At 64.0% G+C, this 21,625-nt stretch carries 20 protein-coding genes; 6 read left to right on the top strand and 14 right to left on the bottom strand.

Annotation, left to right across the window (positions count from 1 at the left end; genetic code table 11):
* Positions 1 to 255: 255 nt before the first annotated feature.
* From KF708_05075 to KF708_05065, 3 genes are all read left to right on the top strand, one after another.
* The gene (locus KF708_05075) at positions 256 to 3,348 is read left to right on the top strand and encodes a c-type cytochrome (protein ID MBX3412070.1); all 3,093 of its coding nucleotides are present in this window, start codon (positions 256 to 258) and stop codon (positions 3,346 to 3,348) included.
* A 67-nt stretch (positions 3,349 to 3,415) separates the two neighbouring features.
* Complete coding sequence (locus KF708_05070) at positions 3,416 to 4,813, top strand: neutral/alkaline non-lysosomal ceramidase N-terminal domain-containing protein (GenBank protein ID MBX3412069.1); 1,398 nt, start codon at positions 3,416 to 3,418, stop codon at positions 4,811 to 4,813.
* Between the two features lie 278 nt (positions 4,814 to 5,091).
* A complete protein-coding gene (locus tag KF708_05065) occupies positions 5,092 to 6,069 on the top strand; it encodes a bile acid:sodium symporter (protein ID MBX3412068.1) in 978 nt (325 codons plus the stop codon).
* On the opposite strand, the gene KF708_05060 is transcribed toward KF708_05065, so the two are convergent.
* The 10 genes from KF708_05060 to KF708_05015 all read right to left on the bottom strand — a co-directional run bounded on the left by KF708_05060 (position 6,066) and on the right by KF708_05015 (position 14,929).
* On the bottom strand, positions 6,066 to 6,992 hold the full coding sequence (locus tag KF708_05060) for a hypothetical protein (protein MBX3412067.1): 927 nt from the start codon (positions 6,990 to 6,992) through the stop codon (positions 6,066 to 6,068). The two genes, KF708_05065 and KF708_05060, sit on opposite strands and share 4 nt — an antisense overlap.
* 54 nt (positions 6,993 to 7,046) lie before the next feature.
* Positions 7,047 to 7,925: a UDP-N-acetylmuramate dehydrogenase gene (gene murB / locus KF708_05055; GenBank protein ID MBX3412066.1), complete on the bottom strand. Its 879-nt coding sequence runs from the start codon at positions 7,923 to 7,925 to the stop codon at positions 7,047 to 7,049.
* Positions 7,882 to 9,327 carry a UDP-N-acetylmuramate--L-alanine ligase gene (gene murC, locus KF708_05050; protein ID MBX3412065.1) on the bottom strand — a complete coding sequence of 482 codons (1,446 nt, stop codon included), beginning with the start codon at positions 9,325 to 9,327 and terminating at the stop codon, positions 7,882 to 7,884. The genes murB and murC overlap by 44 nt, the downstream gene beginning before the upstream one ends.
* Positions 9,328 to 9,433: 106 nt before the next feature.
* Positions 9,434 to 10,177: an ankyrin repeat domain-containing protein gene (locus KF708_05045; protein MBX3412064.1), complete on the bottom strand. Its 744-nt coding sequence runs from the start codon at positions 10,175 to 10,177 to the stop codon at positions 9,434 to 9,436.
* 10 nt (positions 10,178 to 10,187) lie between these two features.
* Entirely contained in the window at positions 10,188 to 11,576 is a 1,389-nt protein-coding gene (gene dnaB / locus KF708_05040) for a replicative DNA helicase (GenBank protein ID MBX3412063.1), read from the bottom strand.
* 303 nt (positions 11,577 to 11,879) lie between these two features.
* The gene (gene rplI / locus KF708_05035; protein ID MBX3412062.1) at positions 11,880 to 12,425 is read right to left on the bottom strand and encodes a 50S ribosomal protein L9; all 546 of its coding nucleotides are present in this window, start codon (positions 12,423 to 12,425) and stop codon (positions 11,880 to 11,882) included.
* 90 nt (positions 12,426 to 12,515) lie between these two features.
* Complete coding sequence (ssb, locus tag KF708_05030; protein MBX3412061.1) at positions 12,516 to 12,992, bottom strand: single-stranded DNA-binding protein; 477 nt, start codon at positions 12,990 to 12,992, stop codon at positions 12,516 to 12,518.
* A 231-nt stretch (positions 12,993 to 13,223) separates the two neighbouring features.
* Positions 13,224 to 13,649, bottom strand: a complete 426-nt coding sequence (gene rpsF, locus KF708_05025; GenBank protein MBX3412060.1) for a 30S ribosomal protein S6 — start codon at positions 13,647 to 13,649, stop codon at positions 13,224 to 13,226.
* A 4-nt stretch (positions 13,650 to 13,653) separates the two neighbouring features.
* Entirely contained in the window at positions 13,654 to 14,229 is a 576-nt protein-coding gene (gene pth, locus KF708_05020; protein MBX3412059.1) for an aminoacyl-tRNA hydrolase, read from the bottom strand.
* A gap of 73 nt (positions 14,230 to 14,302) precedes the next feature.
* A complete protein-coding gene (locus KF708_05015; protein ID MBX3412058.1) occupies positions 14,303 to 14,929 on the bottom strand; it encodes a 50S ribosomal protein L25 in 627 nt (208 codons plus the stop codon).
* Between the two features lie 413 nt (positions 14,930 to 15,342).
* Between KF708_05015 and KF708_05010 the strand changes: the two genes are divergently transcribed.
* Positions 15,343 to 15,552 carry a hypothetical protein gene (locus KF708_05010; protein ID MBX3412057.1) on the top strand — a complete coding sequence of 70 codons (210 nt, stop codon included), beginning with the start codon at positions 15,343 to 15,345 and terminating at the stop codon, positions 15,550 to 15,552.
* Positions 15,539 to 16,108 carry a nucleotidyltransferase gene (locus KF708_05005; GenBank protein MBX3412056.1) on the top strand — a complete coding sequence of 190 codons (570 nt, stop codon included), beginning with the start codon at positions 15,539 to 15,541 and terminating at the stop codon, positions 16,106 to 16,108. Before KF708_05010 ends, KF708_05005 begins: the two co-directional genes overlap by 14 nt.
* Before the next feature lie 17 nt (positions 16,109 to 16,125).
* Here the strand turns inward: KF708_05005 and KF708_05000 are convergent, their stop codons facing one another.
* The 3 genes from KF708_05000 to rfaE2 all read right to left on the bottom strand — a co-directional run bounded on the left by KF708_05000 (position 16,126) and on the right by rfaE2 (position 18,315).
* Positions 16,126 to 16,680, bottom strand: coding sequence for a hypothetical protein (locus KF708_05000; GenBank protein ID MBX3412055.1), 555 nt, complete (start codon positions 16,678 to 16,680; stop codon positions 16,126 to 16,128).
* Positions 16,681 to 16,780: 100 nt separating this feature from the next.
* Positions 16,781 to 17,767: a M28 family peptidase gene (locus KF708_04995; GenBank protein ID MBX3412054.1), complete on the bottom strand. Its 987-nt coding sequence runs from the start codon at positions 17,765 to 17,767 to the stop codon at positions 16,781 to 16,783.
* A 98-nt stretch (positions 17,768 to 17,865) separates the two neighbouring features.
* Positions 17,866 to 18,315: a D-glycero-beta-D-manno-heptose 1-phosphate adenylyltransferase gene (gene rfaE2 / locus KF708_04990; protein MBX3412053.1), complete on the bottom strand. Its 450-nt coding sequence runs from the start codon at positions 18,313 to 18,315 to the stop codon at positions 17,866 to 17,868.
* 306 nt (positions 18,316 to 18,621) lie between these two features.
* Between rfaE2 and KF708_04985 the strand changes: the two genes are divergently transcribed.
* Entirely contained in the window at positions 18,622 to 19,671 is a 1,050-nt protein-coding gene (locus KF708_04985) for an alpha/beta hydrolase family protein (protein ID MBX3412052.1), read from the top strand.
* A gap of 123 nt (positions 19,672 to 19,794) precedes the next feature.
* Here KF708_04985 and KF708_04980 read toward each other — a convergent pair whose 3' ends face one another.
* Positions 19,795 to 21,504 (bottom strand): alpha-keto acid decarboxylase family protein, encoded by a 1,710-nt coding sequence (locus tag KF708_04980; protein MBX3412051.1) that lies wholly within the window; start codon positions 21,502 to 21,504, stop codon positions 19,795 to 19,797.
* Positions 21,505 to 21,625: the final 121 nt, after the last annotated feature.

Here is a 21,625-nt window from a genome sequence, read left to right as displayed (position 1 = left end):
CCACCAACTCCAGACCGTCGGCCAGAGAAGACCGCCGACAAGGCCTAGATCCCGAGTCTAACCGGCCTCTAAACCGCCGACAACAAACTCCACGGGCAGGAGCGGTTATGTCGATTGTAGGGGCTCGAAACTGCGGCTCAGTCTCCGGCCACAAAGTTGTTCGGCGCGGCAGGGGCGGTTACCATCGGTGAACCCTGCCTACCCACCCCGCCCGCCTACCCACAGCGTGGCGTTTCGCCACCGCACGAGTTGTTCATGAATGTTGCCCGCTCGACACGCCAACACTGGCTCCCTGCCCTTCGCCCGCTAGGCCTGGTGCTCCTCGGTGGTCTGACGGCCACGTTCGCTTGGAACGACAATTTCGATTCGGCCCAGGGCGCCCCGCCGGCTGCGGCCACCACTGCGGATGAAGCCCAGGCCGAAGACAGTGCCGACAAAGATTATTCGGCCGAGTTGCCGCGGATCGCTCCAACCGAACCAGCCGAGGCCCTGGCCACGTTCGAAACCCGGCCCGGCTTCCAGATCGAGCAAGTGGCGGCCGAACCCCTGGTGCGCGATCCGGTGGCGGCGGCCTTCGATGCCGACGGACGTCTTTACGTGGTCGAGATGTGCGACTACTCGGAAGATTCAGAAGGACATCTCGGCGCCGTGCGGTTGCTCGAAGACACCGACGGCGATGGACGTTTCGACCGCAGCTCGAATTTCGCCGAGGGGCTCTCCTGGCCGACCGCGATCGCCTGTTACGACGGAGGTGTATTCGTCGGCGCCGCACCGTTCATCTTCTATCTGAAGGATACCGACGGCGACGGGCGCGCCGATGTGAATCGCACCGTCTTCGAGGGGCTCGGCCGTTCGAATGTGCAGGGGCTCGTCAACAGCTTCAACTGGGGGCTCGACAATCGTATCCATGCGGCCACCAGCAGTTCTGGCGCCAGCCTGCGGCGTCCCGTGGCGGACGGTGGCGCGCCCGACGCCCAGCCGGTGACGCTGTCGGGGCGCGACTTCTCGTTCGATCCCCGCACCATGGAGGTGAAGCCCGAAAGCGGCGGCGTCCAGCACGGGCTGAGCTTCGATCGTTGGGGACGCAAGTTCGTCTGCGCGAACAGCGATCATATCCAACTGGTGATGTTCGAAGATCGCTACGTGGCGCGCAATCCGCATCTCGCGGCGCCGGGCGCGCGCATCAGCATTGCCGTCGATGGTCCGCAGGCCGAGGTCTTTCGCATCAGCCCGGTCGAACCGTGGCGCATCGTCCGCTCGCGACTCCGCAAGTCGGGCATCGTTCCGGGCATTGTCGAAGGAGGCGGACGCCCCGCAGGCTACTTTACCGGCGCCACTGGCACGACGATCTATCGTGGCGATGCCTGGCCGGCCGAGTATCTCGACAACTCGTTCACCGGCGACGTCGGCAGTAACATCGTGCATCGCAAGAAGCTGACGCCCCAGGGGGTTGAGCTCTCGGCCGACCGTGCCGAGCCGGGGGTCGAGTTTGTGGCCTCGCGCGATATCTGGTTTCGACCGTGCCAGTTTCTGAATGCGCCGGATGGCACGCTCTATATCCTTGATGTCTACCGCGAGGTGATCGAGCACCCGCTGAGCCTGCCGCCCGTCATCAAGAAGCACCTCGACCTGACGAGCGGCAGCGACCGGGGACGGATCTATCGCGTGGTACCGCAGGGGTTCCAGCAGCCACCGCTACCACGATTGAGCAACGCCACCACCGCCGAGCTGGTTGCGACGCTCGATCGCGCCAATGGCTGGCACCGCGACACGGCGGCCCGCTTGATCTACGAGCGGCAGGACCAATCGGCCATCGCCCCACTCGAGCAGCTTGCCCGTGCGGGCGAACGCGCCGAAGGACGCATGCACGCGTTGTACGCTCTCGACGGTTTGAACGCTCTGTCGGCCGACCTCCTCGGCAACGCCTTGAAGGACAAGCATCCGCGAGTTCGCGAGCACGCGATTCGCCTGGCCGAAGCGAAGGCAGCACAGCATCCAGAACTGCAAACGGCGCTCGTGGCGTTGGCCACCGACGACGATCCGCTCGTCCGCTATCAGCTCGCGTTCTCGTTGGGCGAGTTGCCAGCCAGTGCAGAGCGCCGGGGGGCACTGGCGACCATCGCGCGACGCGATGCGAACGATCGTTGGGTACGTCTGGCCCTGCAAAGCTCGCTCGCCAGCGGCGCCGGCGAATTGTTGGCCGTCTTGCTCGCGGATCGAGAGTTTAGCCAGGCTGCCGGGGCCGCTCCCCTGGTGACGGCGCTGGCCGCGCAAGTCAGTGCGGAACAGAAGCCCGACGAGTTGGCGGCCGTGCTCCGCGCCGTGGCGGCGCTCCACAAGGAACACGCGAGCTTGGCCTCGGCCGTCGTTCGCGGATTGGGCGAAGGTCTCGCGCGACACGGACGAAGCCTGCACGATCTGGCGGCCACGACGTCGGACGCGCAGATCAAAGAGGTAATTGCCAAGCTGCTGGCCGATGCTCGAGACCGGGCGGCCAACGGCGAGTTCCCCGTCGCCGTGCGTGTGGACGCCATCGGCACCCTCCCTCTCGACGACTTCTCCACCGTCGAAGTTGTGCTCGCCGGGTTGATCGATGGCCGGCAGCCGCAAGAGATTCAATTGGCGGCGCTCGCGGCGCTGTCGAGATTCTCGGACGATGGAGTGGCCGAGTTGGTACTGACGGCATGGCCAAGCCTCGGTCCCCGCGTGCGTGCCGAAGCGGGCGAAGTGCTTTTCGCTCGACCCCAGCGCATCGCGGCCCTGCTCGCCGCGCTCGAGTCGAAACGCATCGCCGGGACGGATCTCGATCCCGCTCGGCTCAAGGCACTCGTCAAGCACAACGATCGCGAGATCGCCGCACGAGCCGAATCGCTCGTCGGACAATTGGCGCTCGGTCGCCGGCAAGACGTCGTCGCCATGTATCGTCCGGCACTCGAGCTTTCGGGCGATGTCGAGCGCGGTCGCGCCGTTTTTCGCAAGACCTGCGCCGCCTGCCACAAGCTGGAGGGAGCCGGGCACGAAATCGGTCCCAATCTGGCCACGATTCAGAACCGCGGCAGCGAAGCGATCCTGCTCAACGTCCTCGATCCAAATCGCGAGGTGAATCCGCAGTACGTCAACTACACGCTCATCACGACCGACGGTCGATCGATCACCGGCATGATGGCGGCCGAAACCGCGACGAGCGTCACGCTGCGCCGAGCCGAAGGGGCCGAGGACACCATCCTGCGGAGCGATATCGACGAACTGGCCAGCACGTCGCTGTCGATCATGCCCGAGGGACTGGAAAAGGAGATCGACGCCCAATCGATGGCCGATCTGCTGGCCTATCTGAACTCGATCAAGTAACTCACATGCCCCCCTGCTGAAGTCGTCCGGCCCAGTCCCTGGTGGCCGGCATGACCGGGAGATTCCCATGTCGCGCTGCCACGTGCCCTATTGGTTCGTTCGTTCCTTGTTGCTCGCGCTGGTGGGCGTGTCGCTCGTCGCGGCGTCTGCTCGTGCCGAAAATTGGAAGGCTGGCGTCGCCCGACGCAGCATCACGCCCGAGCAATTCATGTGGATGTCGGGCTACGCCAGTCGCGACAAGCCGGCCGACGGCAAGCTCACCGACCTGTGGGCCAAGTGTCTCGTGCTCGAAGATCCCGCCGGGCGCCGCGTGGCCCTGGTGACGCTCGATCTCGTGGGCATCGATCGCGAGATTTCGAACAACGTGCGCGATCGGTTGCAGGAAAAGCACCAACTCGATCGTTCGCAGGTAGCCCTCAATTGCTCGCACACCCACACGGGCCCCGTCGTGGGACACAACCTGCGGCCGATGTATTTCTTCGACGACGAGCAGGCCTCGCTCGTGCGCAGCTACACCAAGACGCTCGAAGATTCGATCGTGGCCGTTGTCGGCGAGGCCATCGAGAAGCTGGCGCCGCGCGAGATCGCCTTTAACGAAGGCCAGGCGACGTTTGCGGTGAATCGCCGCAACAATCCCGAGAACGAGGTGCCCCAGCTCCGTACGGTGGGCAAGCTACGTGGCCCGGTCGATTACTCCGTGCCGGTGCTCTCGGTGCGTGACGGCGCTGGTCAGCTACTTGCCGTGGCCTTCGGCTATGCCTGCCATGCCACGTGCCTGAGCTCGTTTCAGTGGTCGGGTGACTACCCGGGTTTTGCGCAGCTCGCCCTCGAGCAGCGGCATCCCGAGGCGATCGCCCTCTTTTGGGCAGGCTGCGGCGCGGATCAGAACCCGATACCGCGGCGCACGACGGAGCTGGCCGAACAGTATGGAAACCAACTCGCCGACGCGGTGGATCGTGCCTTGAACGCCGTAGCGACCCCCGTAACGGGGTCTCTCGGCGCGTCGTACAGCGAGTTGCCGCTCGAGTTCGATCGACTCCCCACGCGCGAGCAATTGCAGAGCGAGGCAGCGTCGGGCGATCGTTATGTCGCCAGCCGCGCGACGTACCTGCTCGAGCAAATCGATGGCGGAACGCCCTTAAGTTCGACCTACCCTTACCCGGTTCAAGTGTGGCAGATCGGACCACAGCTCCACTGGGTCACGTTGGGCGGCGAGGTGGTCGTCGACTATGCACTGCGCCTCGAGCACGAACTCGGTCCGCACACGTGGGTCTCCGGTTACACGAACGACGTCATGGCCTACATCCCCTCGCGCCGCGTGCTCACCGAAGGTGGCTACGAAGGAGGAGGAGCGATGGTCTATTACGGACTCCCCACCGTGTGGTCTCCCCAAGTCGAGGAGCAAATCGTTCACCAAGTGCGCAATACCGCCGAGGAAGCAAAAGCCAAGCAATCGGAAAACTGACCTCCATGACGATGGTAATCCACCGCGAAGGCGCGAAGAGCGCAAAGGAATAAACCATGTGCAAAAACGAGCGGTATCCCTTCGTGCCAAAATGCCGTGTAATGCATCATTCCAATGTGCAGTTCATTTCCTTAGCGCTCTTCGCGCCTTCGCGGTAGGCAATCACTTTTAGATTCGGGGCAGACATGCCCCCCTTCGCCGCTGGGGGCCGTTTGCGGTAGAGTAGCGACCGACATGCTTCCCAGGGTGGTGTTGGTTCGAGTCAACGGCGGTCGTCGATGCGGCTTTTTCTCTCGCGGCAGTGGTTCTTGCTGAGCCTGGCGGTCTTGCTGGCCAGCGGCCTGTTGTTTCCGCGGCAGCTCGATCCCCTGGCCGAGGCGATTCCCCAGGCAGCGGTAGTCGCGCTCGTCCTGTTTCTCATGGCGCTGCCGCTCGACGCGCACACCGTCTGGCGCGCGTTGACGCATCCCCGGGCCGTCGTGCTGGCGATCGCGATCAGTTGGGGCCTGCTCCCGCTGGTCGCCTGGTGCGTGGCGCCGCTTTTGCGCCCCGATCTGGCCCAGGGCCTGCTGATTGCCGCGGCCTTGCCTTGCACGATGGCCTCGGCGGCGGTGTGGACACGCCGCGCCGGCGGCAACGATGCCGTGGCCCTGCTGGTCACGATCTCGACCAACTTCTTCTGCTTTCTCGCCACGCCCGTCTTGCTTTACCTCTCGACGGGCACATCGGTTGAAATCGATCTCGCGCAGATGGTCCTTGCACTGGCGGTGCAGGTCGTGCTGCCGACCTTTGCCGCACAAGGTGTGCGACTCTACGCCCCGGTGGCGCGGTTTGCCGCGGCGCACGTCGGTACGCTCGGCTCGATCGGTCAATGCGGCATTCTCCTGATGGCCTGGATCGGCGCCGTGAAGGCGGGCTTGAAGTTCTCCGCCGGCGAGGTGCAAATCGAGCCGCTCGACTGGTTCATCATGTTCGCCGCCGTAATCGGACTGCACGTCTCGATGCTATGGTCGGGCCATGCGATCGGCCGCTTGATCGGCCTCGATCGCGCCGATCGTGTGGCGGTCGGTTTCAGCGGCAGCCAGAAGACGCTGATGATGGGGCTCTATATCGCCATCACCTACTACGATGGCCTCGCCATGCTGCCCATGATCGCCTACCACGTCTGCCAACTGCTCATCGACACGGTGGTGGCCGATCGCCTGGCAATTTCGCACCGCCGAACGATGGCGGCGGCCGAGACGCCCGCCCGCTAGCGCGCGTCTCGCGCGGGTGTACGATTGGCCGTATGAGGAGTTGCTCCTGCGTGACGCAGATCCAGCTCGTGGGGACCCGCGGCTCCACCGCTCGCCTGGCGTGCTTGCATGAATTCGCCGATCCTGGCAACCTTGTCGGCCGCTTTCCCTTCGCCGTCCGCTTCCGCCTCGGGTGCGTGGCCCCATTGAATCACGGCACCGTCGCGCGTGCGAATCTCGTAAAGCTGCCCGCTTCCGTCGCTAGAAAAGTTCTCGCCGACCGGCGTGATGCGCTCGAGATCCCAAGCGACCCAACGATCGATCAATTGGGCGCCGATCTTTGCCCCGCCACGCACGCGCGGGTCTCCCCAGTAGGTTCCCACCGGTCCCTGGGGCTCGGTCGTGATGCCACCCAGTCGCGGGTAGTTGCGCTGCGCGTCGAGCGGGTCTTTCAAAAAGTCGGCCGTCGGTAGCCAGATGCCGGCGGCGTCGGCCGGGTAGAGCCCCTCGGGCACCTCGACCATCACCGTGGGCTGGCGATACGTTACTTCGACGTCGACCCGGGCCGGATGGCTCTTCGTCACACGGTCGACACGCGCGATCCAGGGATGCAGCTTGAAGCCTTCCGCCACGCGCACGGCCAGATCGTCGTCGAGGATCGAGGCGCCACGATCGAGTCCGGTGGCGCGTACCGCCTCGGTGCGCACCTCGGTGCGAATCCAGGCTGGCGGGGGCGTGAGATGGAAGTCGTCGACCGTCAGACGGTATTCATCGCGTGCCGTGACATGGCGGCGCACATAGAGCCAGGAAGCACGCCCGGCGAACCAGAGCACCACGAGCACGACCAGGCCCACGGCCAGGGCGCGACGTACGTTGCCGTCCCAGACGAGCATCCGTAACAGGCGGAAATCATTGCGGGGAGGAGCGTTCTTTTTCGCACTCACCGGCTCACCTCCTTGTGAGTCAGTCTGGCGTTCACTATTTGGCGCCGGCGCCGGTTACCAGATTTCGATCTCGGTTTCGAGTTCCACGCCGAAACGCTCGGCCACTCGATCGCGCACCAACTCGATCAAGCGGAGCACATCCTGGCTCGTCGCGCTCTCGTCGGAGACGATAAAGTTGGCGTGGCGTTCGCTCACTTCGGCGCCACCGATGCGATGCCCCTTCAGCCCGGCCTGGTCGACGAGCATGCCGGCGCTGATGCCGCGTGGATTCTTGAAGATGCAGCCCGCACTCTGATGGCCCAGCGGTTGCGAGGCTTTCTTCACGATCCATTGCTTCTGCATGCGCTTGGTGAGCTCGGTCGGATCGTCTTTTTCGAGTTCGAACTCGGCCTCGAGAATCACCAGGTCGTCGAGACTGCTCTCGCGGTAGGCGAAGTGGAGTTCGGTTCGCTCGCGCGTGCTGATCTCGCCGCTGCGCGACATGACCGTGGCGCGTCGCGTCCACTGGCCGACGTCGCCACCACGGCTGCCGGCGTTGCCGTGCAAGGCGCCCCCCAGCGTGCCGGGAATGCCGACGAGTGGTTCGAGGCCGGCCAGCCCCTCGCGTACCGAGGTGGAAATGACATGGCCCAATTTGGCGCCCCCGCCCGCTTTGACGCGGCGTCCCTCGACCGCGATCTGGCCGAAGGCCGCCTCGGGCAGCCGAATCACCAGCCCCGGCACGCCATCCTCGCGCACGAGCAGATTCGAACCGCCGCCGAGCAGACGAACGGGCGTTTCGGTTTCGTGGCAGCGGCGCACGAGCGCCGACAGCTCGTCGAGGGTGCGTGGCTCGGCAAAGAACTCGGCCGGACCGCCAAGGTGGAACCACGTGTGCGGGGCAAGTGGCTCACGCGGCCGCGCGAACTCCTCGAACCCGGTCAAGAACGCCATCGTGTACCTTCCGTATATCGCCGGCCCCCAGGGTGGCCAGCACGTCTCCCGGTTGCAATTCACTCGCCAGGTGAGCGGCGATCTCGTCGGTGTCGTGCAGGGGCACGATCGCGGCGCCCAGGCGCGAGGTCAATTCCGCCAAAGCGACAGCCAGGCTCCGTGCCTCGGTCGATGGCTCGCGCGCGGCGAAGACATCGGCCACGATCACTTTGTCGGCATTCTGCAAGCTGACAGCCAGTTCGTCCAGCAGATGTTCGGTACGCGAAATCTGGTGCGGCTGAAACACGCACCAAACCCGGCTGTCGGAGTACATTTCGCGGATGGCGGCCAGGGTGGCTGCCACCTCGGTGGGGTGATGGGCGTAGTCGTCGAGGTGGTGGAGCCCCGAGTCGACCGCCAGCGTCTCCAAACGCCGTGTCAGCCCACGGAAATGAGACAGTCCCGCCACGATCGCCTCGGCCGGCACCCCAAACTCCGCCGCCAGGGCCGCCGCCGCCAGGGCATTGAACATATTGTGGCGTCCGGGAACCAATAGCCGGCACTCGACGAACGAACGCCCGGCGCGTTCGATGCGGAACGTGTACCGGCCACGATCCTGCTCGAGGGGCACCGCGCGCCAATCGGCGCCGACAACACCGCCAAACGTGACGACACGCGCCGCGAGATCGGCCGTCGCCCGACCGGCTACCTTACACTCGGCGCGTCGCACGATGACACCATCGGCCGGCACGCGATCGGCGAACTCGGCAAATGCTTCTTCCAGGGCGTCGAGCTGCGGGTAACAGTCGAAGTGATCGGCGTCGACCCCGGTGATGACCGCCAATTGCGGCGACAGTTGTAGAAAGTGGCGACGGTATTCGCAGGCCTCGACGACAAACACGGGGTCCTCGCCGCAATGGCCACCGGGCGCATCGCTCGCCAGACGCGCCGCGCCAAAGATGTGCGAGGGATCGAGCCCGCTCGCGCCCAGAATCTCGACCAGCATGGCCGTGGTGGTCGATTTGCCGTGCGTGCCGGCCACGGCCAGGGTGGTCCGCCCGTACGTGAGCAGCCGCAGTGTCTCGGCATAGCCGAGCGTGGGCACGTGCAACTCGCGGGCGCGCTGTAGCTCGACGTTGTCGGGCGCGATGGCCGCGCTGTGGACGACCAGGTCGAGCGTCGGCCGCACCGCCGAGGCATGGTGTCCCGCCAGGCATTGGTCCGAACCGGTAACGTCCCAGCCGGCTTCGACGAGCAAGCGGGCCAGCGAGCGCATCCCTGCCCCGGCGACTCCCACCAGGTGCGCGCGACCCGCCGCCATGACCGAGGGAGCGTGCTCCTGGGCCGGCGCGCAATTCGCCATGCGAGCGTGATTGGTGAGATTCGTGGCCTGCCCCCCACGATCCGCTAGCAATGGCAGCATGCTTCCCTCCGACAATAGAGCGTCCCGAGACCGTGAGCACGGCGGGGCGGATCATAGGAGGGAGGCCGCGCCAGTGTCAATTCAAGCTGGGGGAAAGGGTTCGATGCTACTTGCCGTCGCGAACGGAGATAGCCCCTTGGGCGACCAGCCACGCGGCCAACTCGGGTTTCTTGCTGCGCTGGGCCGCGTCGAGGGGCGTGAGCTGATCGTGCCCGATCCAATTCAAATCGGCGTCGTGCTCGAGCAGGTACTTTGCCGCCTCTTGCTGGCCCCCGTGGCAGGCGCACCAAAAGGCGTTCGTCACCGCTTCCGGGTGGGGGAGCGAATCGTCCGTAAAAAAGCTCGCCACTCGATCCACCAGGCCAAGACCAGCCGCCTGCCAGAGGGTTGCTGTGGCACCGTGCTCGATGAGCCGGTTCGCGGCGCGCCACTGTCCGAAGGCCACGGCATTTGCCAGGGGCGTGCCATTGGCGATCACGCCGCCGTCTGCTTCCAAGTCGGCCCCCAACTCAATCAGCGTGTCGAGCAAGTCGACATCGTCGCAGCTCGCGGCCCAGTGCAACGGTGTCTCGCGATGATGCCCGACGAAACGTGCGTTCACATCCGCGCCCGCTCGCACGAGCGTTCGCACCGTTTCCGAGGCGTGCGGAAAGTGTCCCGACCAATCGGTCGCCACGTGCAGCAAGGTCTTTGAAGCGCTACGATCGTTCTCTCCCGTGCATGCTTCTAGTCGGGCCGTCGCGAGTGCCGGTTGCGCCGCTAAGAGCCGTTCGAGATCGACCACGCTGCCCGACTGGATGGCCGCGACGGCGGCTGCCAGCACGGCTTCGTCCGGCGAAGAGTGCGACATGGCAGCGATCTCAGTACGTCTCGACGAAGGTCTCTTCGCGGCGATCGGCGCTGTTTTCGAAACGTGTAAATTGCTTGAGCCAGGTGAGCTGGATCTCGCCGATCGGGCCATTGCGCTGTTTGGCCACGATCACCTCGGCGCGGCCTTCGAGGTTATTGGCCCGGGCTTCTTCCTGCGTGTGATAGTACTCCTCGCGGTGGACGAACATCACCACGTCGGCATCTTGCTCGATGGCCCCCGACTCGCGGAGATGGCTCAAGCGCGGTCGATTGTCGCGCGATACCTCGGCCTGCCGATTGAGCTGCGCCAGGCAGAGCACCGGCACTTCGAGCTCGCGGGCCAGCATCTTCAGCCGGCGGGCGATCTTGGCGACCTGTTCCTGCCGGGCATCTTTTTGATTGTCCGGCTCGATCAACTGCAAGTAGTCGATCACCACCAGCCCCAGCCCGCCGCCGTCGCGGCGATGTTTCAGCCGGCGAGCGACGGATGAGATTTCGCTCACCGTGCGGCTGGCGGTGTCGTCGATAAACAGCGGAGCTTTGCTGAACTCCGAACTGTGCTTGACCAGCTTATTCGAATCGTCCTCGCTGAAGTATCCATGCCGGACCTTCTGCGAATCGACGCGCGCCAGAGAACAAAGCATGCGGTTGGCGAGCTCGATGCGTGACATTTCGAGACTCACGAACAGCGTCGTCGTGTTCTCTTGCAGCGAGGCATGTTCGGCGATGTTGGCCGCCAGTGCGGTTTTGCCCATGCTCGGACGGGCCGCCAGGATGATCAGCTCCGACTTTTGCAGCCCCCCCAGCAGGCCGTCGAGATCGACGAGCCCCGTCGGCACGCCCGAGGCGCCATGCTCGCTGCGCGCGTACATCTGGTCGAGCGCCTCGCTCAACGCCTCTTCGATCGATTTGACGACGCTCGTCGAGCGTTGGTCCTTGATAAGAAAGACCTCGCGTTCGGCGTCGTTCAACAACTCGCGCGGATCCTCCGTCTCGTTGAAGGCGCGCCGCTGCACCTCGTTGCTCGTGTGAATCAATGCCCGCAGCAACGCCTTGTCGTGTACGATCGAGGCGTAATGGATCGCATTGGCCGCGGTCGGCACGCTCTGGGCGATCTCGGCCAGCGCCGCGGCGCCCCCCACCGCTTCAAACTCTCCCTCGCGCCTCAGACGATTGGCCAGGAGCAGGATGTCGACGTTGTGACTCTCGTTATGAATCGCCTGAATGTGGCGATAGAGGGTCTGATGCTCGGCCAGATAGAAATCGTCGGCGCGGATCACCAGCGCCACCTCGTCGCACATCTGCGAGTCGAGCAGGATGCTGCCCAACACGGCCCGCTCGGCATCGAGATCGCGCGGCAGCACGCGTCCTCCGGACTGCTCGTCTGGGCGAATTGCCATGCCCGTCCATCCTCCCTGTGCGACGTGTCGTGGCCGCTGGGCCCGAAATCAAGTGTCCGCTCGCATTCTCATCACGTGGTCGATCATAGTGGGTGTGCGCTGCGTCGCAAGCGACTGCCAGGAGTTCGTCATGACAAATGTCGCGGCTCGACCAGACTGCGAGATGTGCGAAAACTGCGGGGGTTAGCCGTCGAATGTCGAGCGAACGAACTCGCGCGACGAAAAAAAAAGCGGCAGCCGTCCGGGGGGATCCGGAGCGGCCGCCGCTCGATACGGCAACAAGGCTCAAGCCTGCACGGTGGCTCAGGTGGCCTCGGTCTTTTCTTCTTCGGAAACGGTCGGCACGACCCAGACCTTGAGGTCGGCTTCGATCTCGTGCCCCAGGTGAATCTTGACCGTGTAGAGGCCCAACTCCTTGAGCGGCCCCTGCAGGCGGACCTGATCGTCGGTGATCGTCACGTCGTTCTTCTTCAAGGCGTTGACGATATCAACGGCGCCGACCGAGCCATAGAGGTGACCTTCGTCGTTGGCGTTCGCATCGACCGTGATGCTGAGCTTGCTCAACTCGTCGGCCATCGACTGCAGGCCGGCCAGACGCGCCTTTTGGATCTCGAACAGCTTGGCACGGTGCTTCTCGACCATGCGTTTGTGGTGGGCCGTGGCCAGCGTCGCGAGCCCCTGCGGCAGCAGGTAGTTCATCGCGTACCCGCGCTTGACTTCCACGACGTCGCCCGCCTTGCCCAGGTGGTCTACCCCTTGGATCAACAGCAGTTCGATCCCGCCGCGTTCACCGCGTGGAAGACGCTTGCCGGGGCCGGCAACACTTCGCTTCACTTTCGTCTGGGGCATCGCTTCCTCACGTGCTATTTCGAGTAAGTCGCCCGCCGTGGGGCAACGACTGATGGTTGATTCGTATCTCGGAGTTGGCCAAACAATCCGCTAGAAGGGGATGTCGTCGCCGCCATCGCTATACGACGAGGCCGAGACGTTCCGCTCCTGACGCCGTTCTGGGGGGGGGCCATATTCGTCGTCGCCACCTCGCTGTCGGGCACGACCGCCGCCGCCACCACCACCGCCACCTTCTCCCTTACCGCCGAGCATCTGCATCCGCTCGCCGATCACCTTGAGCTTCGAGCGTTTCTGCCCGTCCGTCTCCCAGGTGTCGAGCTTCAGTCGCCCTTCGATGAGCACGCTCGAACCCTTGTTCAAGTACTCGCCGGCGATCTCGGCCAGACGGGCCCACAGCGTCACGTCGACGAAGACCGTCTCCTCGACCCATTCCCCCTTGGCGTTCTTGTGCTTCTCGTTGATGGCCAGCCCGATATCGGTGACCGCCGTACCGCTGGGGATGTAACGCAATTCGGGGTCGCGGGTCAGATTGCCGACGAGCATGACGCGGTTATAGCTGGCAGCCATAGATAGGTCGCTCCATCTCTCGGTTCTAGCAATCGCGGTGCCCGACTTCGCGCTCGGCGGCAGGGATTGCCCGCCGGCACGCACCAAATTGCCTATATGAACAAACGTTCCCTAGCTGTTGAAGCTACCAAAGCAGGGCACGCCGGGCAAGCACCGCGATCGCCGCCGTGGCGAAATGCCACGGCATCGTCTCGCAGACTCGAACCAGCAGTCCGCATCGCCGGGGGGGACTTAGGCCGTCGCCTCGACGGCGCCACGGCGACGTGCGCCCCCTTCGCCATCGCGTTCTTGCTCGCGTTCCGTCGCTGGGGCTTCCTTGCGGACGCCGCCCGACAGGGCGTGGCTGACCAGCGTTTCGGCAATGCGGGGATCGACCTTCAGGAAGAGCGCTCGCAGGATGCTCTCACTGAGGCGAACATCACCCTTCACGTCGGTCAGCTTGCGGCTGTCGAGCTTGAAGTAGGTCAGCCAGTAGGTCCCCTTGCGTTGTCCGTTGATGGGATACGCCAGGCGACGTTCTTCCCACAGACGGCTGGCGAGCATTTCGCCGCCATGCTTGGTCACGAACTCGGCAAGCTGACCCGACACGCCGGCCTGATCACGAGCGTACCGATTCGAATCGAGGATCAACAGGCACTCGTAAACTTGAGATGGCAACTGCTCACTCCTTCTCCGGGTCTCGATTGTAACGGTTCATGCAGGCGGCCGTTCCTTCCGCCGCCCACAGGGCCACGGCGTCTGCCGCGAGCCGCACGGCCAGATCGACTTCTGGCCGCTCTTGTTTTGTAAACTTGCTCAGCACGAAATCGGCGGCATCCCAGTTCGCCGGCGGTTCGCCGATGCCCACTCGCAGCCGGGCAAACGCTTCGCTGCCCAGCCGGCGAATGATGTCCGCCAACCCTTTCTGTCCCCCGGCCGATCCCTTGACTCGCATCCGCAACCTGCCCAGCGGCAGATGGAAGTCGTCGCAAATGATCAGCAGGTCCGCATTCTCGATCTTATAAAAATCCCGGGCGGCGAGCACGCTCGTCCCGCTCAGGTTCATCAGCGTATGGGGGGCAAGCAACAGGGTACGATGTCCCCGCACGCTTGCCTCGCTCACTTCACCGTGGAAGGCCGACTTGCCCGGCGAGCTGCCATACTCGCGAGCCAGTTGGGCCAACACCTCGAAGCCGACGTTGTGGCGGGTTCCCTCGTACTTGCGGCCGGTATTGCCCAGGCCAACCACCAGCTTCATCGGTTCTCCCCTGGAGGGCATGCCTTACCTTACCGCAGGCACGCTCCCAGTCGACCAGCCACAAGCGGCCAGCCTATTCCTCTTCTTCCTCCTCCTCGGACGCCGCGCGACCGATGATCTCCGGCTCGGCCCCCTCGGCGCCGACCTCCTCTTCCTTGGCTTCGACCGGCAGATGGCACGACACCACCACCTCGTGCGGGTCGGAGACGAGCGAGGCGCCGGCCGGAAGCTCAAGCTTCCCGAAGGTCAGCGTCTGACCGAGCCCCAGGTGATTCACGTTCACCACCAGCTTTTCCGGAATCGAGCCGGCGGGACAATCGATCTCGACCTCGTGCTGCAGCAGTTCGATGACGCCCCCATCCCGAATGCCGGCGGCCTCGCCACGCATCTCGACGGAAAGCGTGACCTGTACCTTCTCATCGAGCGAGACTCGCGTCAAATCGGCGTGCAACACCTCGATGCCGTAGACGTCCCACTGCAGATCGCGGAGCAGGGCCTTCTCGGAAACCGCTCCTTCGAGATCGACGATGCGGCTGCCGTGACGGATGACCGCGGCCATTTGCTCGGCGCTGGCCGCCAGGTTGACGACTTTTTCGCCGTGGCCGTACAGGATGCAAGGCACCGAGCCCGCGCGGCGCAGCCGGCGCGTGTGGCGTTTGCCCAGGTCGTTGCGAAGCTCGACTTTCAAAACTTCCGACATGTTCGTTTCAATCCTTTGGTCGTTCGGCATCGCCCAAATTCGGCCACGCGGCAATCGCACGGCGGATGAGGCGCAAATGATGTACGAGGGGCATACCTGCCAGCGGCTCTGCCGACGACGAAGAACAGACGTCGCCACGGCCACGGGGTACGACCTTAGCCAAGGCCCTCAAGGACCTTGCGCGAATCTCGCTATTTTGCCCGAATCGTTCTGGATTGCAAGCCCAACGAGGGGTGATTCTTGCGCGAATTTTTAGCCCTGCCCCCGCGGGAGCCTGTCGCAGCCATCACCCCCCCTTTTTCTTTCGCGTTTCCGGAAGGTCGGCTGATAGACCTCGAGCCGCAAGAGAGGCAGAATAACGACTGCCGAACCCATCACCCATTCAGCCCCGAGAGCGCCCCAGGGCACGCCCGATGGAAATCAAGCCCTTCGAGATGGTCGATCGGGAGATGGCAGCCATTCTTGCCGAGAAGTCCTCCCGCGAGCGGTTGGAAATCGCCTTCGGGATGTGGCGATCCGCCAGAAACATGCTCCTCTGCATCGTTCGCGCCGAGCATCCCGACTGGCCGGAGCGCGAGGTCGAACTCGAAGCCGGGCGGAGGCTGCTGAGTGGAACTGACTGACCTGTTGCGGCATACCGCCGATCACCTCGACCGACTGGGCCTCCGATATCTCGTCACCGGTTCCGTGGCCACGATTGCCTACGGCGAACCACGCTTCACGAACGATATCGACATTGCGATCGAACTGCCCCCCGAGCGGGTCGACGAATTCTGCGCTGGTTTCTCGGAAGAAGATTACTACGTCAGCCCCGCTGCAGTCGCTCAAGCCGCGAAATCAAGGCGGCATTTCAATGTGATTCACCCTGCGGCAGGGTACAAGATCGACTTTATGGTTCTGACCGACTCCGCCTTCGATCAGTCGCGACTGGGCAGACGGACTGAAGTCGCCGCCCTACCAGACCGCAAGGTGACCTTTGCGTCTCCCGAGGATGTCCTGATCAAGAAGATGGAATTCTACCGCGAGGGTGGTTCGGAGAAACATCTGCGAGACATCGCCGGCGTCTTGCGGTCGGGAAAGGTCTCGATCGACTCCGCTTACATGGCGGAATGGACCCAAAAGCTAGGCCTGACCGCCATCTGGCAAGAGGTCAGCCAGCGATCTCAACGAGCACCGTGAGCTCGTAGCGCGAACTTCTATCGAGTGAATCCGCGTGCGTCGTCGATGAGCCGGTGCTGCTGCTCGATCCACTCCGAGACTTGCCGTTCGAAGGGAAAGCGAGCGGCGATGGCCACCATGAGCGCGACCGCCACGACGAGGCAAATGATCGCCCCCTCCATGAGGACCGCGATGGTGGCGAAGAAGGCCGCTCCTTCGAGCATGGCGCACGAGACGATCGTCTTCGTCTGATAGACCGCCATCAGGCGGCCGGTGTCCCCCGTGTCGATATAAGAATCGGCCGGCGAATGCCCCCCTGGCGGGTTCCACGTGCCATCGGCGATCTGCTGCCGCGAGCGGGCGACCAGCCATCGCGCGACGAGCGGTTGAGCCAGCACCACCAGGATGGCCACCACCACCGCCGCCACGGAGATGGGCGAAAGCCCCAGCGTGAAGTCGACCTCGGGTTCCTTGACGCGCAAATAGATCGCCACCGCGAGAAACACGAGCGTCCCCTGCAAGAGCGCGCCCACGATGATGCGCTGCGTCATCAGAAACGCCGGCAATCGCTCGTTCATCACTTTCTGAGGCATCGCAACCATCAACTGCTTGGCAAGAACGCTAGAGCCATCCGACCTCTTATTGTGCTTTGACGCGCTTCCAGGCGAAAGCAAAAACAGTCGCGATGTCGACTCACTTCACCTCGCGCAGCCACGTTTCTATCACCCAGCCGACTTTGGCCAAACTCAGTGCCGAGCATTGCTCGGGCGTGTCCTGCTCGGTGTGCCAGTAGGGATAATCGAAATCGATCACGTCGCAGGTCGGAATCTTGCCCACGTCGTGCAGCATGAGGTGATCGTCGCGAATCTCGTGCTTGCGACGGGCCACGAACTCGGTGACGCCGAGCTTCGCGGCCACGCCCCAAATCTCTTCGACCAGCGGACGCGTATCGGGCCACCACATGCTGTGCCGCTCCTGGAAAATCTCCAGGTTTTTATCGGCCACCATGTCGAGCAGCACGCCCCAGCGATAGCGATACGGGGGCGGGTTGGTCACGTATTGCCGCGAAAAAAACTCCGAGCCCAGGAAGTAACGATCGTCGTCGTCGAAGACCAGCTCTTCTCCATCGAAGAGGACGAAATCGACGCCGAGGGGACCCTGAAAGTCACGCATCGACTTGGCCAACTGCATGAGCAGCGCCACGCCACTCGCTCCGTCGTTCGCGCCGATGAACGTCCCGCGCGGATTTACCGGGTCCTGGTCGGGAAAGGGACGCGTGTCGTAGTGGGCCGCCAGCAGAATGCGCTCCGTGCGCTCGGGGTGCCACTGCACCACCAAGTTGGCCATGTCGACGGGCTTGCCCGTCTGCGGATGAGGGTAGCGGAACTTCTGCAGCGATACCTTGCCCCCCAGTTCGGCAAAGTGTTTGGCCAGCATCCGCTGCTGCGCCGCCATTCCGCGCGAGCCGCTGGGGCGCGGACCGATCGCGCAGATCTGCTTCAGGTACTCGTAGGCCTGCTCGCCATCGAAGGGGATCTCGCCCAGGCGCCGCACGGGGGACTGCGCCACGGCCTCGCCGGTCAAGCCGCCGCGGTCGGCCAGCGCCAAATAGGTGCCGGCCAGCGCGCCTATCGCCAGGCTAACCAACAGGGCAATCGTGGAAGAACGAAGCTTGCGCATCACCAACTCGCGCGTTCAGGCGCGCCGACCTTCAGCCAATTGCCCCACTCCCTTGCCCATTGTACCGGAGCAGGCCGATCGACGTGAACCGCACGACGCTACGACGCGGCTCGCCACGGGGGCAGGGCCGAGCGCTCTTGAATTCGCCGGGCAATCGAGGTGGTCGAGTAACCGGGCAACAGCGACAGCGAGACGACCTTGCCGCCACGGGCTTTGACCGTGTCGGCTCCCACAATTCGGTCCACCGACCAGTCGCCTCCCTTCACGAGCACGTCCGGCTGCAGTTCGTCGATCACGCGGGCCGGCGTATCCTCGTCGAAGAGAATCACATCGTCGACGCAGCGCAAGGCCCGTAAGATGACGACGCGATCGGCCGCGGGGATGAAGGGGCGTTCGGGTCCCTTGAGGCGCCGAATCGAGGCATCGCTGTTCACGCCGACGACGAGCCGGCTTCCCAGCTCGCGAGCCCGCTGGAGCAGGTCGATATGACCGGCGTGGATGATATCGAAGCATCCGTTCGTGAAGACCAGGACCCCGTCTCGATCCATCGATGGGACTCTGCTTGCGGCGTTGAAAGGGAGCGGCCAAGAGGGAGATCCTTTCCCAGATCGGCACGCACGAGGGGGGGCATCTTACCGCTCTTGGCCTGAATTCCCCAATAGACGTTCTGGGGTGGCGTCTGCGGATGGTTTGCCGGTTTCGCCACCCCATCTACCCGGCAGCGTGGCCCCTTTTCCACCGGTCTACTGTGGTGGCTGGAACCATTGGGTATATTGGCGGGTAACTGCTAGCGAACCTGCCTGCACGGTGCTGCCGCACCGCGATCACGCCGCACTCCGAATTAGGAAGCTTTCATGAACTGCGTCAGCTTGCGACGATCTCGCTCGATTTTGTTGCTGGCCACCCTGGCCTGCCTGGTTGCTTCGCCGTTGGCGCTGGCCGACGAGACGGAAAAGGAGCCACGCACAGGGGAAGTAATCTTCACCCCGGCCCCTGAAGAAGCGACCGCCGTGCCCGAGGCCTTCCAGCTCGAAGAACACACGTTCCCATTCGAGCAGAAGTTCCTCAAGACGGCTTCGAAGGCGATCGAGATCTCCGAGGTGACGTTCCCCTCGCCCGTCGAGACCCCCCATGCCAATAACAATACCGTCCATGCCGAGTATTTCCGTCCGCTGAGCGAGGGGAAGCATCCGGCCGTGATCGTACTGCACATTTTGGGGGGCGATTTCGATCTCTCGCGGCTGGTGGCCCGTCAAATGGCGAGCAACGGCGTGGCGGCCCTCTTCATCAAGCTGCCCTACTACGGTCCGCGTTCGGAGCCCGGGGTCGAGATCGCCATGGTCGATCCCGATCCGCACCAGACGGTAAAGGGCTTCACGCAGGCGGTGCTCGACATTCGCCGCGGCGCCGCCTGGCTGGCCGCGCAGGAAGAAGTCGATCCCGAGCAACTCGGCATTACGGGTATCAGCTTGGGGGGCATCACCACCTCGCTGGCGGCAGCCGGTGAGCCTCGCTTCAAGAAGATCTGCCCGATCCTGGCTGGCGGCGATATCGCCCGCGTGAGCACCTCCTCGCCCGAGGCGGCCGTCTTCCGCGAACGCTGGCAGGCGCAAGGGGGGACCATGGAAGAATTGATCGAGATCTTGCAGCCGATCGATCCGGTGACGCACGCCGATCGCGTCAAAGATCGCAAGATCCTGATGATCAACGCCCGCTACGACGAGGTCGTCCCGCCGGAATGCACCGTATCGTTGTGGGAGGCCTTCGGTCAGCCGGAGATCCACTGGTACGACGCCGGGCACTACTCGTTCGCCCGGTTCATCTTCGATGCGCTGTCGCGGGCGACGCGGTTCTTCCAGCCGGATGGCTCGAACAGCACCACGGCGGCCGCCAGCAGCAACTAACTCGGCTGGCTGTTATCTGCGTAAATCTGCGTCCATCTGTGGATCAATCGAATTCGATCCGCAGATTCACGCAGAGGAACGCAGATTGGTCTGACGATGCAGGCAGTTGGCGTAGCGAAGGGCTCACACCTTCTGGCTGAGTTTCTCGGCCAGGCGGGCCAGGGCGTTGCTGACGTCGTCATCGGCCAGATGCACTTGGATCAGGCTCATGCCGCTCTTGTCGGCTAGGGCCTTCGTCAGGGCTTGATCGAACTCTCCCTCGGTGCGCACCTCGTAGCCCGTGCCGCCGCCGAACACCTCGGGCAGCCGGGCGTAGTTCCAGGGCTGGATATCGTTGAAGTCGCCGGGGTGCAGGAAGCGTTCGGTCCCGTACCCCTTGTTGTCGAGCACGATCACCACCGGGTCGAAGCGGTGCCGCACGATCGTCGAGAGTTCCATCCCGGTCATCTGGAACGCGCCGTCTCCCACGATGGCGATGATACGTTTGCCGGGTCGCGCCACGCTCGCCCCCAAAGTCGCCGGCACGGCAAAGCCCATCGACGTGTAATAGGCCGGGCTCAAGAACTCGGTCCGCTGGTGGATCACCAGATCGCTCGCGGCGAAGAGGGCGTCGCCGATATCCGAGATCACGATCGTCTCCTGGTCGAGCGAATCGTTGATCCTGCCCATCAAGCGCGAGATGGTGATCTGCGACGTGGGACGAATGACATAGGGCTCGCGGTCGGTGGCGGGACGAGGGGGCACGGCACGCCTGGTCGGTTGCGGGCGACGCGCGGCCAGCTCGCGGAGAAAATCGCCCAGCAGCACCCCTTCGTACATGTGACGGCGGATGCGCAGTTGCTCGCTCGTGACGTAGATGCACTTGCTGGGGTCGAGATTGGCCGTGTAAATGCCCAGATTGATATCGGTCATGAAGGTGCCGAGTAGCACGACGCAGTCGCTGTCCTCAATGAACTCGGTCACTTCGCGGCGTCCCATGGCGCCTTCGTAGATGCCGACGTAGAGCGGGTGCGTCTCGGGCACGACGCTCTTGCCCAGCAGCGTGGCCGCCATGGGAATCTGGCTCTGCTCGGCCAGCGCGATCAGGCGGTCTTGCAGGCCGAAGCGATGGATCTCGACGCCGCCGATGATAACCGGCTTCTTCGCGGCGCTAATCAAGGTGGCGGCTTCGTTCGCGGCCTCGTTGAGCGCCTCGGTGTCGCTCGCCAGCGGCAACAGGTCGAACTCGCAAGGGGCCTCGGGAATCACCTTGACCATGTCGCGCGGGATCTCGATGTAGACCGGCCGCTTGTAGCGCGCGCAGGCACTCAGTACGCGGTCGATCTCGCGGAAGGCGGTGACCGGGTCGTTCAACTCGGTCGCCTCGATGCACAACCGCTCAAAAACTTCGAGCTGCGTGCGGAAGTCGCGCACCATGTGGTGCAACAAGGGATTGTTCTGGCGTTCGTTGAGTCCAGGCGCCCCGGTGATGACCACCACCGGAGACTTTTCGGCAAAGGCGCCCGCGATCGGATTACAGAGCTTCAGCCCCCCCACACAGTAGGTCACGCAAACGGCCCCCATGCCGTTGATGCGGGCGTAGGCGTCGGCGGCAAATCCGGCCGAATCTTCGCTGCAGCAGCCGATCACGTTGATCGGACTGTCGTTGAGCATCGAGTAAAAGCCCAGGATGTAATCGCCGGGCAGCCCGAACACGTCGTGGATGCCGTAATCCTGCAGCCGCTGGATCAGGTACTCACCGATCGACACGCCCGTGCGCGGCATCGGCGGTCGCCCGACGGCGAGCACGTCGCGGGGAACGGAAATCACCGAGGAGTGCGTCGCGTGTGCCATGTCGAGTAGCCTCCAGATCGAACCCTGCGCCTGCCGCGGCCTCAATTCTCCGCGCGAACGCCCCCTATCGCACGGGAGCCAGGGAATTATCCCCCTAGGGGGCGAGAGGGGCAATGCGGAT

The sequence above is a fragment of the Pirellulales bacterium genome, from assembly GCA_019636335.1.
Classification (GTDB): domain Bacteria; phylum Planctomycetota; class Planctomycetia; order Pirellulales; family JAEUIK01; genus JAHBXR01.
Note: the sequence above shows the minus strand (reverse complement) of the source record. Positions and strands in the feature narration are given on the sequence as shown.

Bases quoted from the DNA above. Each gene is read 5' to 3' on its own strand.
- KF708_05075 (MBX3412070.1), top strand. From the start codon at position 256: ATGAATGTTGCCCGCTCGACACGCCAACACTGGCTCCCTGCCCTTCGC.
- KF708_05070 (MBX3412069.1), top strand. From the start codon at position 3,416: ATGTCGCGCTGCCACGTGCCCTATTGGTTCGTTCGTTCCTTGTTGCTC.
- KF708_05065 (MBX3412068.1), top strand. From the start codon at position 5,092: ATGCGGCTTTTTCTCTCGCGGCAGTGGTTCTTGCTGAGCCTGGCGGTC.
- murB (MBX3412066.1), bottom strand. From the start codon at position 7,925: ATGGCGTTCTTGACCGGGTTCGAGGAGTTCGCGCGGCCGCGTGAGCCA.
- murC (MBX3412065.1), bottom strand. From the start codon at position 9,327: ATGCTGCCATTGCTAGCGGATCGTGGGGGGCAGGCCACGAATCTCACC.
- KF708_05045 (MBX3412064.1), bottom strand. From the start codon at position 10,177: ATGTCGCACTCTTCGCCGGACGAAGCCGTGCTGGCAGCCGCCGTCGCG.
- dnaB (MBX3412063.1), bottom strand. From the start codon at position 11,576: ATGGCAATTCGCCCAGACGAGCAGTCCGGAGGACGCGTGCTGCCGCGC.
- rplI (MBX3412062.1), bottom strand. From the start codon at position 12,425: ATGCCCCAGACGAAAGTGAAGCGAAGTGTTGCCGGCCCCGGCAAGCGT.
- ssb (MBX3412061.1), bottom strand. From the start codon at position 12,992: ATGGCTGCCAGCTATAACCGCGTCATGCTCGTCGGCAATCTGACCCGC.
- pth (MBX3412059.1), bottom strand. From the start codon at position 14,229: ATGAAGCTGGTGGTTGGCCTGGGCAATACCGGCCGCAAGTACGAGGGA.
- KF708_05015 (MBX3412058.1), bottom strand. From the start codon at position 14,929: ATGTCGGAAGTTTTGAAAGTCGAGCTTCGCAACGACCTGGGCAAACGC.
- KF708_05010 (MBX3412057.1), top strand. From the start codon at position 15,343: ATGGAAATCAAGCCCTTCGAGATGGTCGATCGGGAGATGGCAGCCATT.
- KF708_05000 (MBX3412055.1), bottom strand. From the start codon at position 16,680: ATGCCTCAGAAAGTGATGAACGAGCGATTGCCGGCGTTTCTGATGACG.
- KF708_04995 (MBX3412054.1), bottom strand. From the start codon at position 17,767: ATGCGCAAGCTTCGTTCTTCCACGATTGCCCTGTTGGTTAGCCTGGCG.
- rfaE2 (MBX3412053.1), bottom strand. From the start codon at position 18,315: ATGGATCGAGACGGGGTCCTGGTCTTCACGAACGGATGCTTCGATATC.
- KF708_04985 (MBX3412052.1), top strand. From the start codon at position 18,622: ATGAACTGCGTCAGCTTGCGACGATCTCGCTCGATTTTGTTGCTGGCC.
- KF708_04980 (MBX3412051.1), bottom strand. From the start codon at position 21,504: ATGGCACACGCGACGCACTCCTCGGTGATTTCCGTTCCCCGCGACGTG.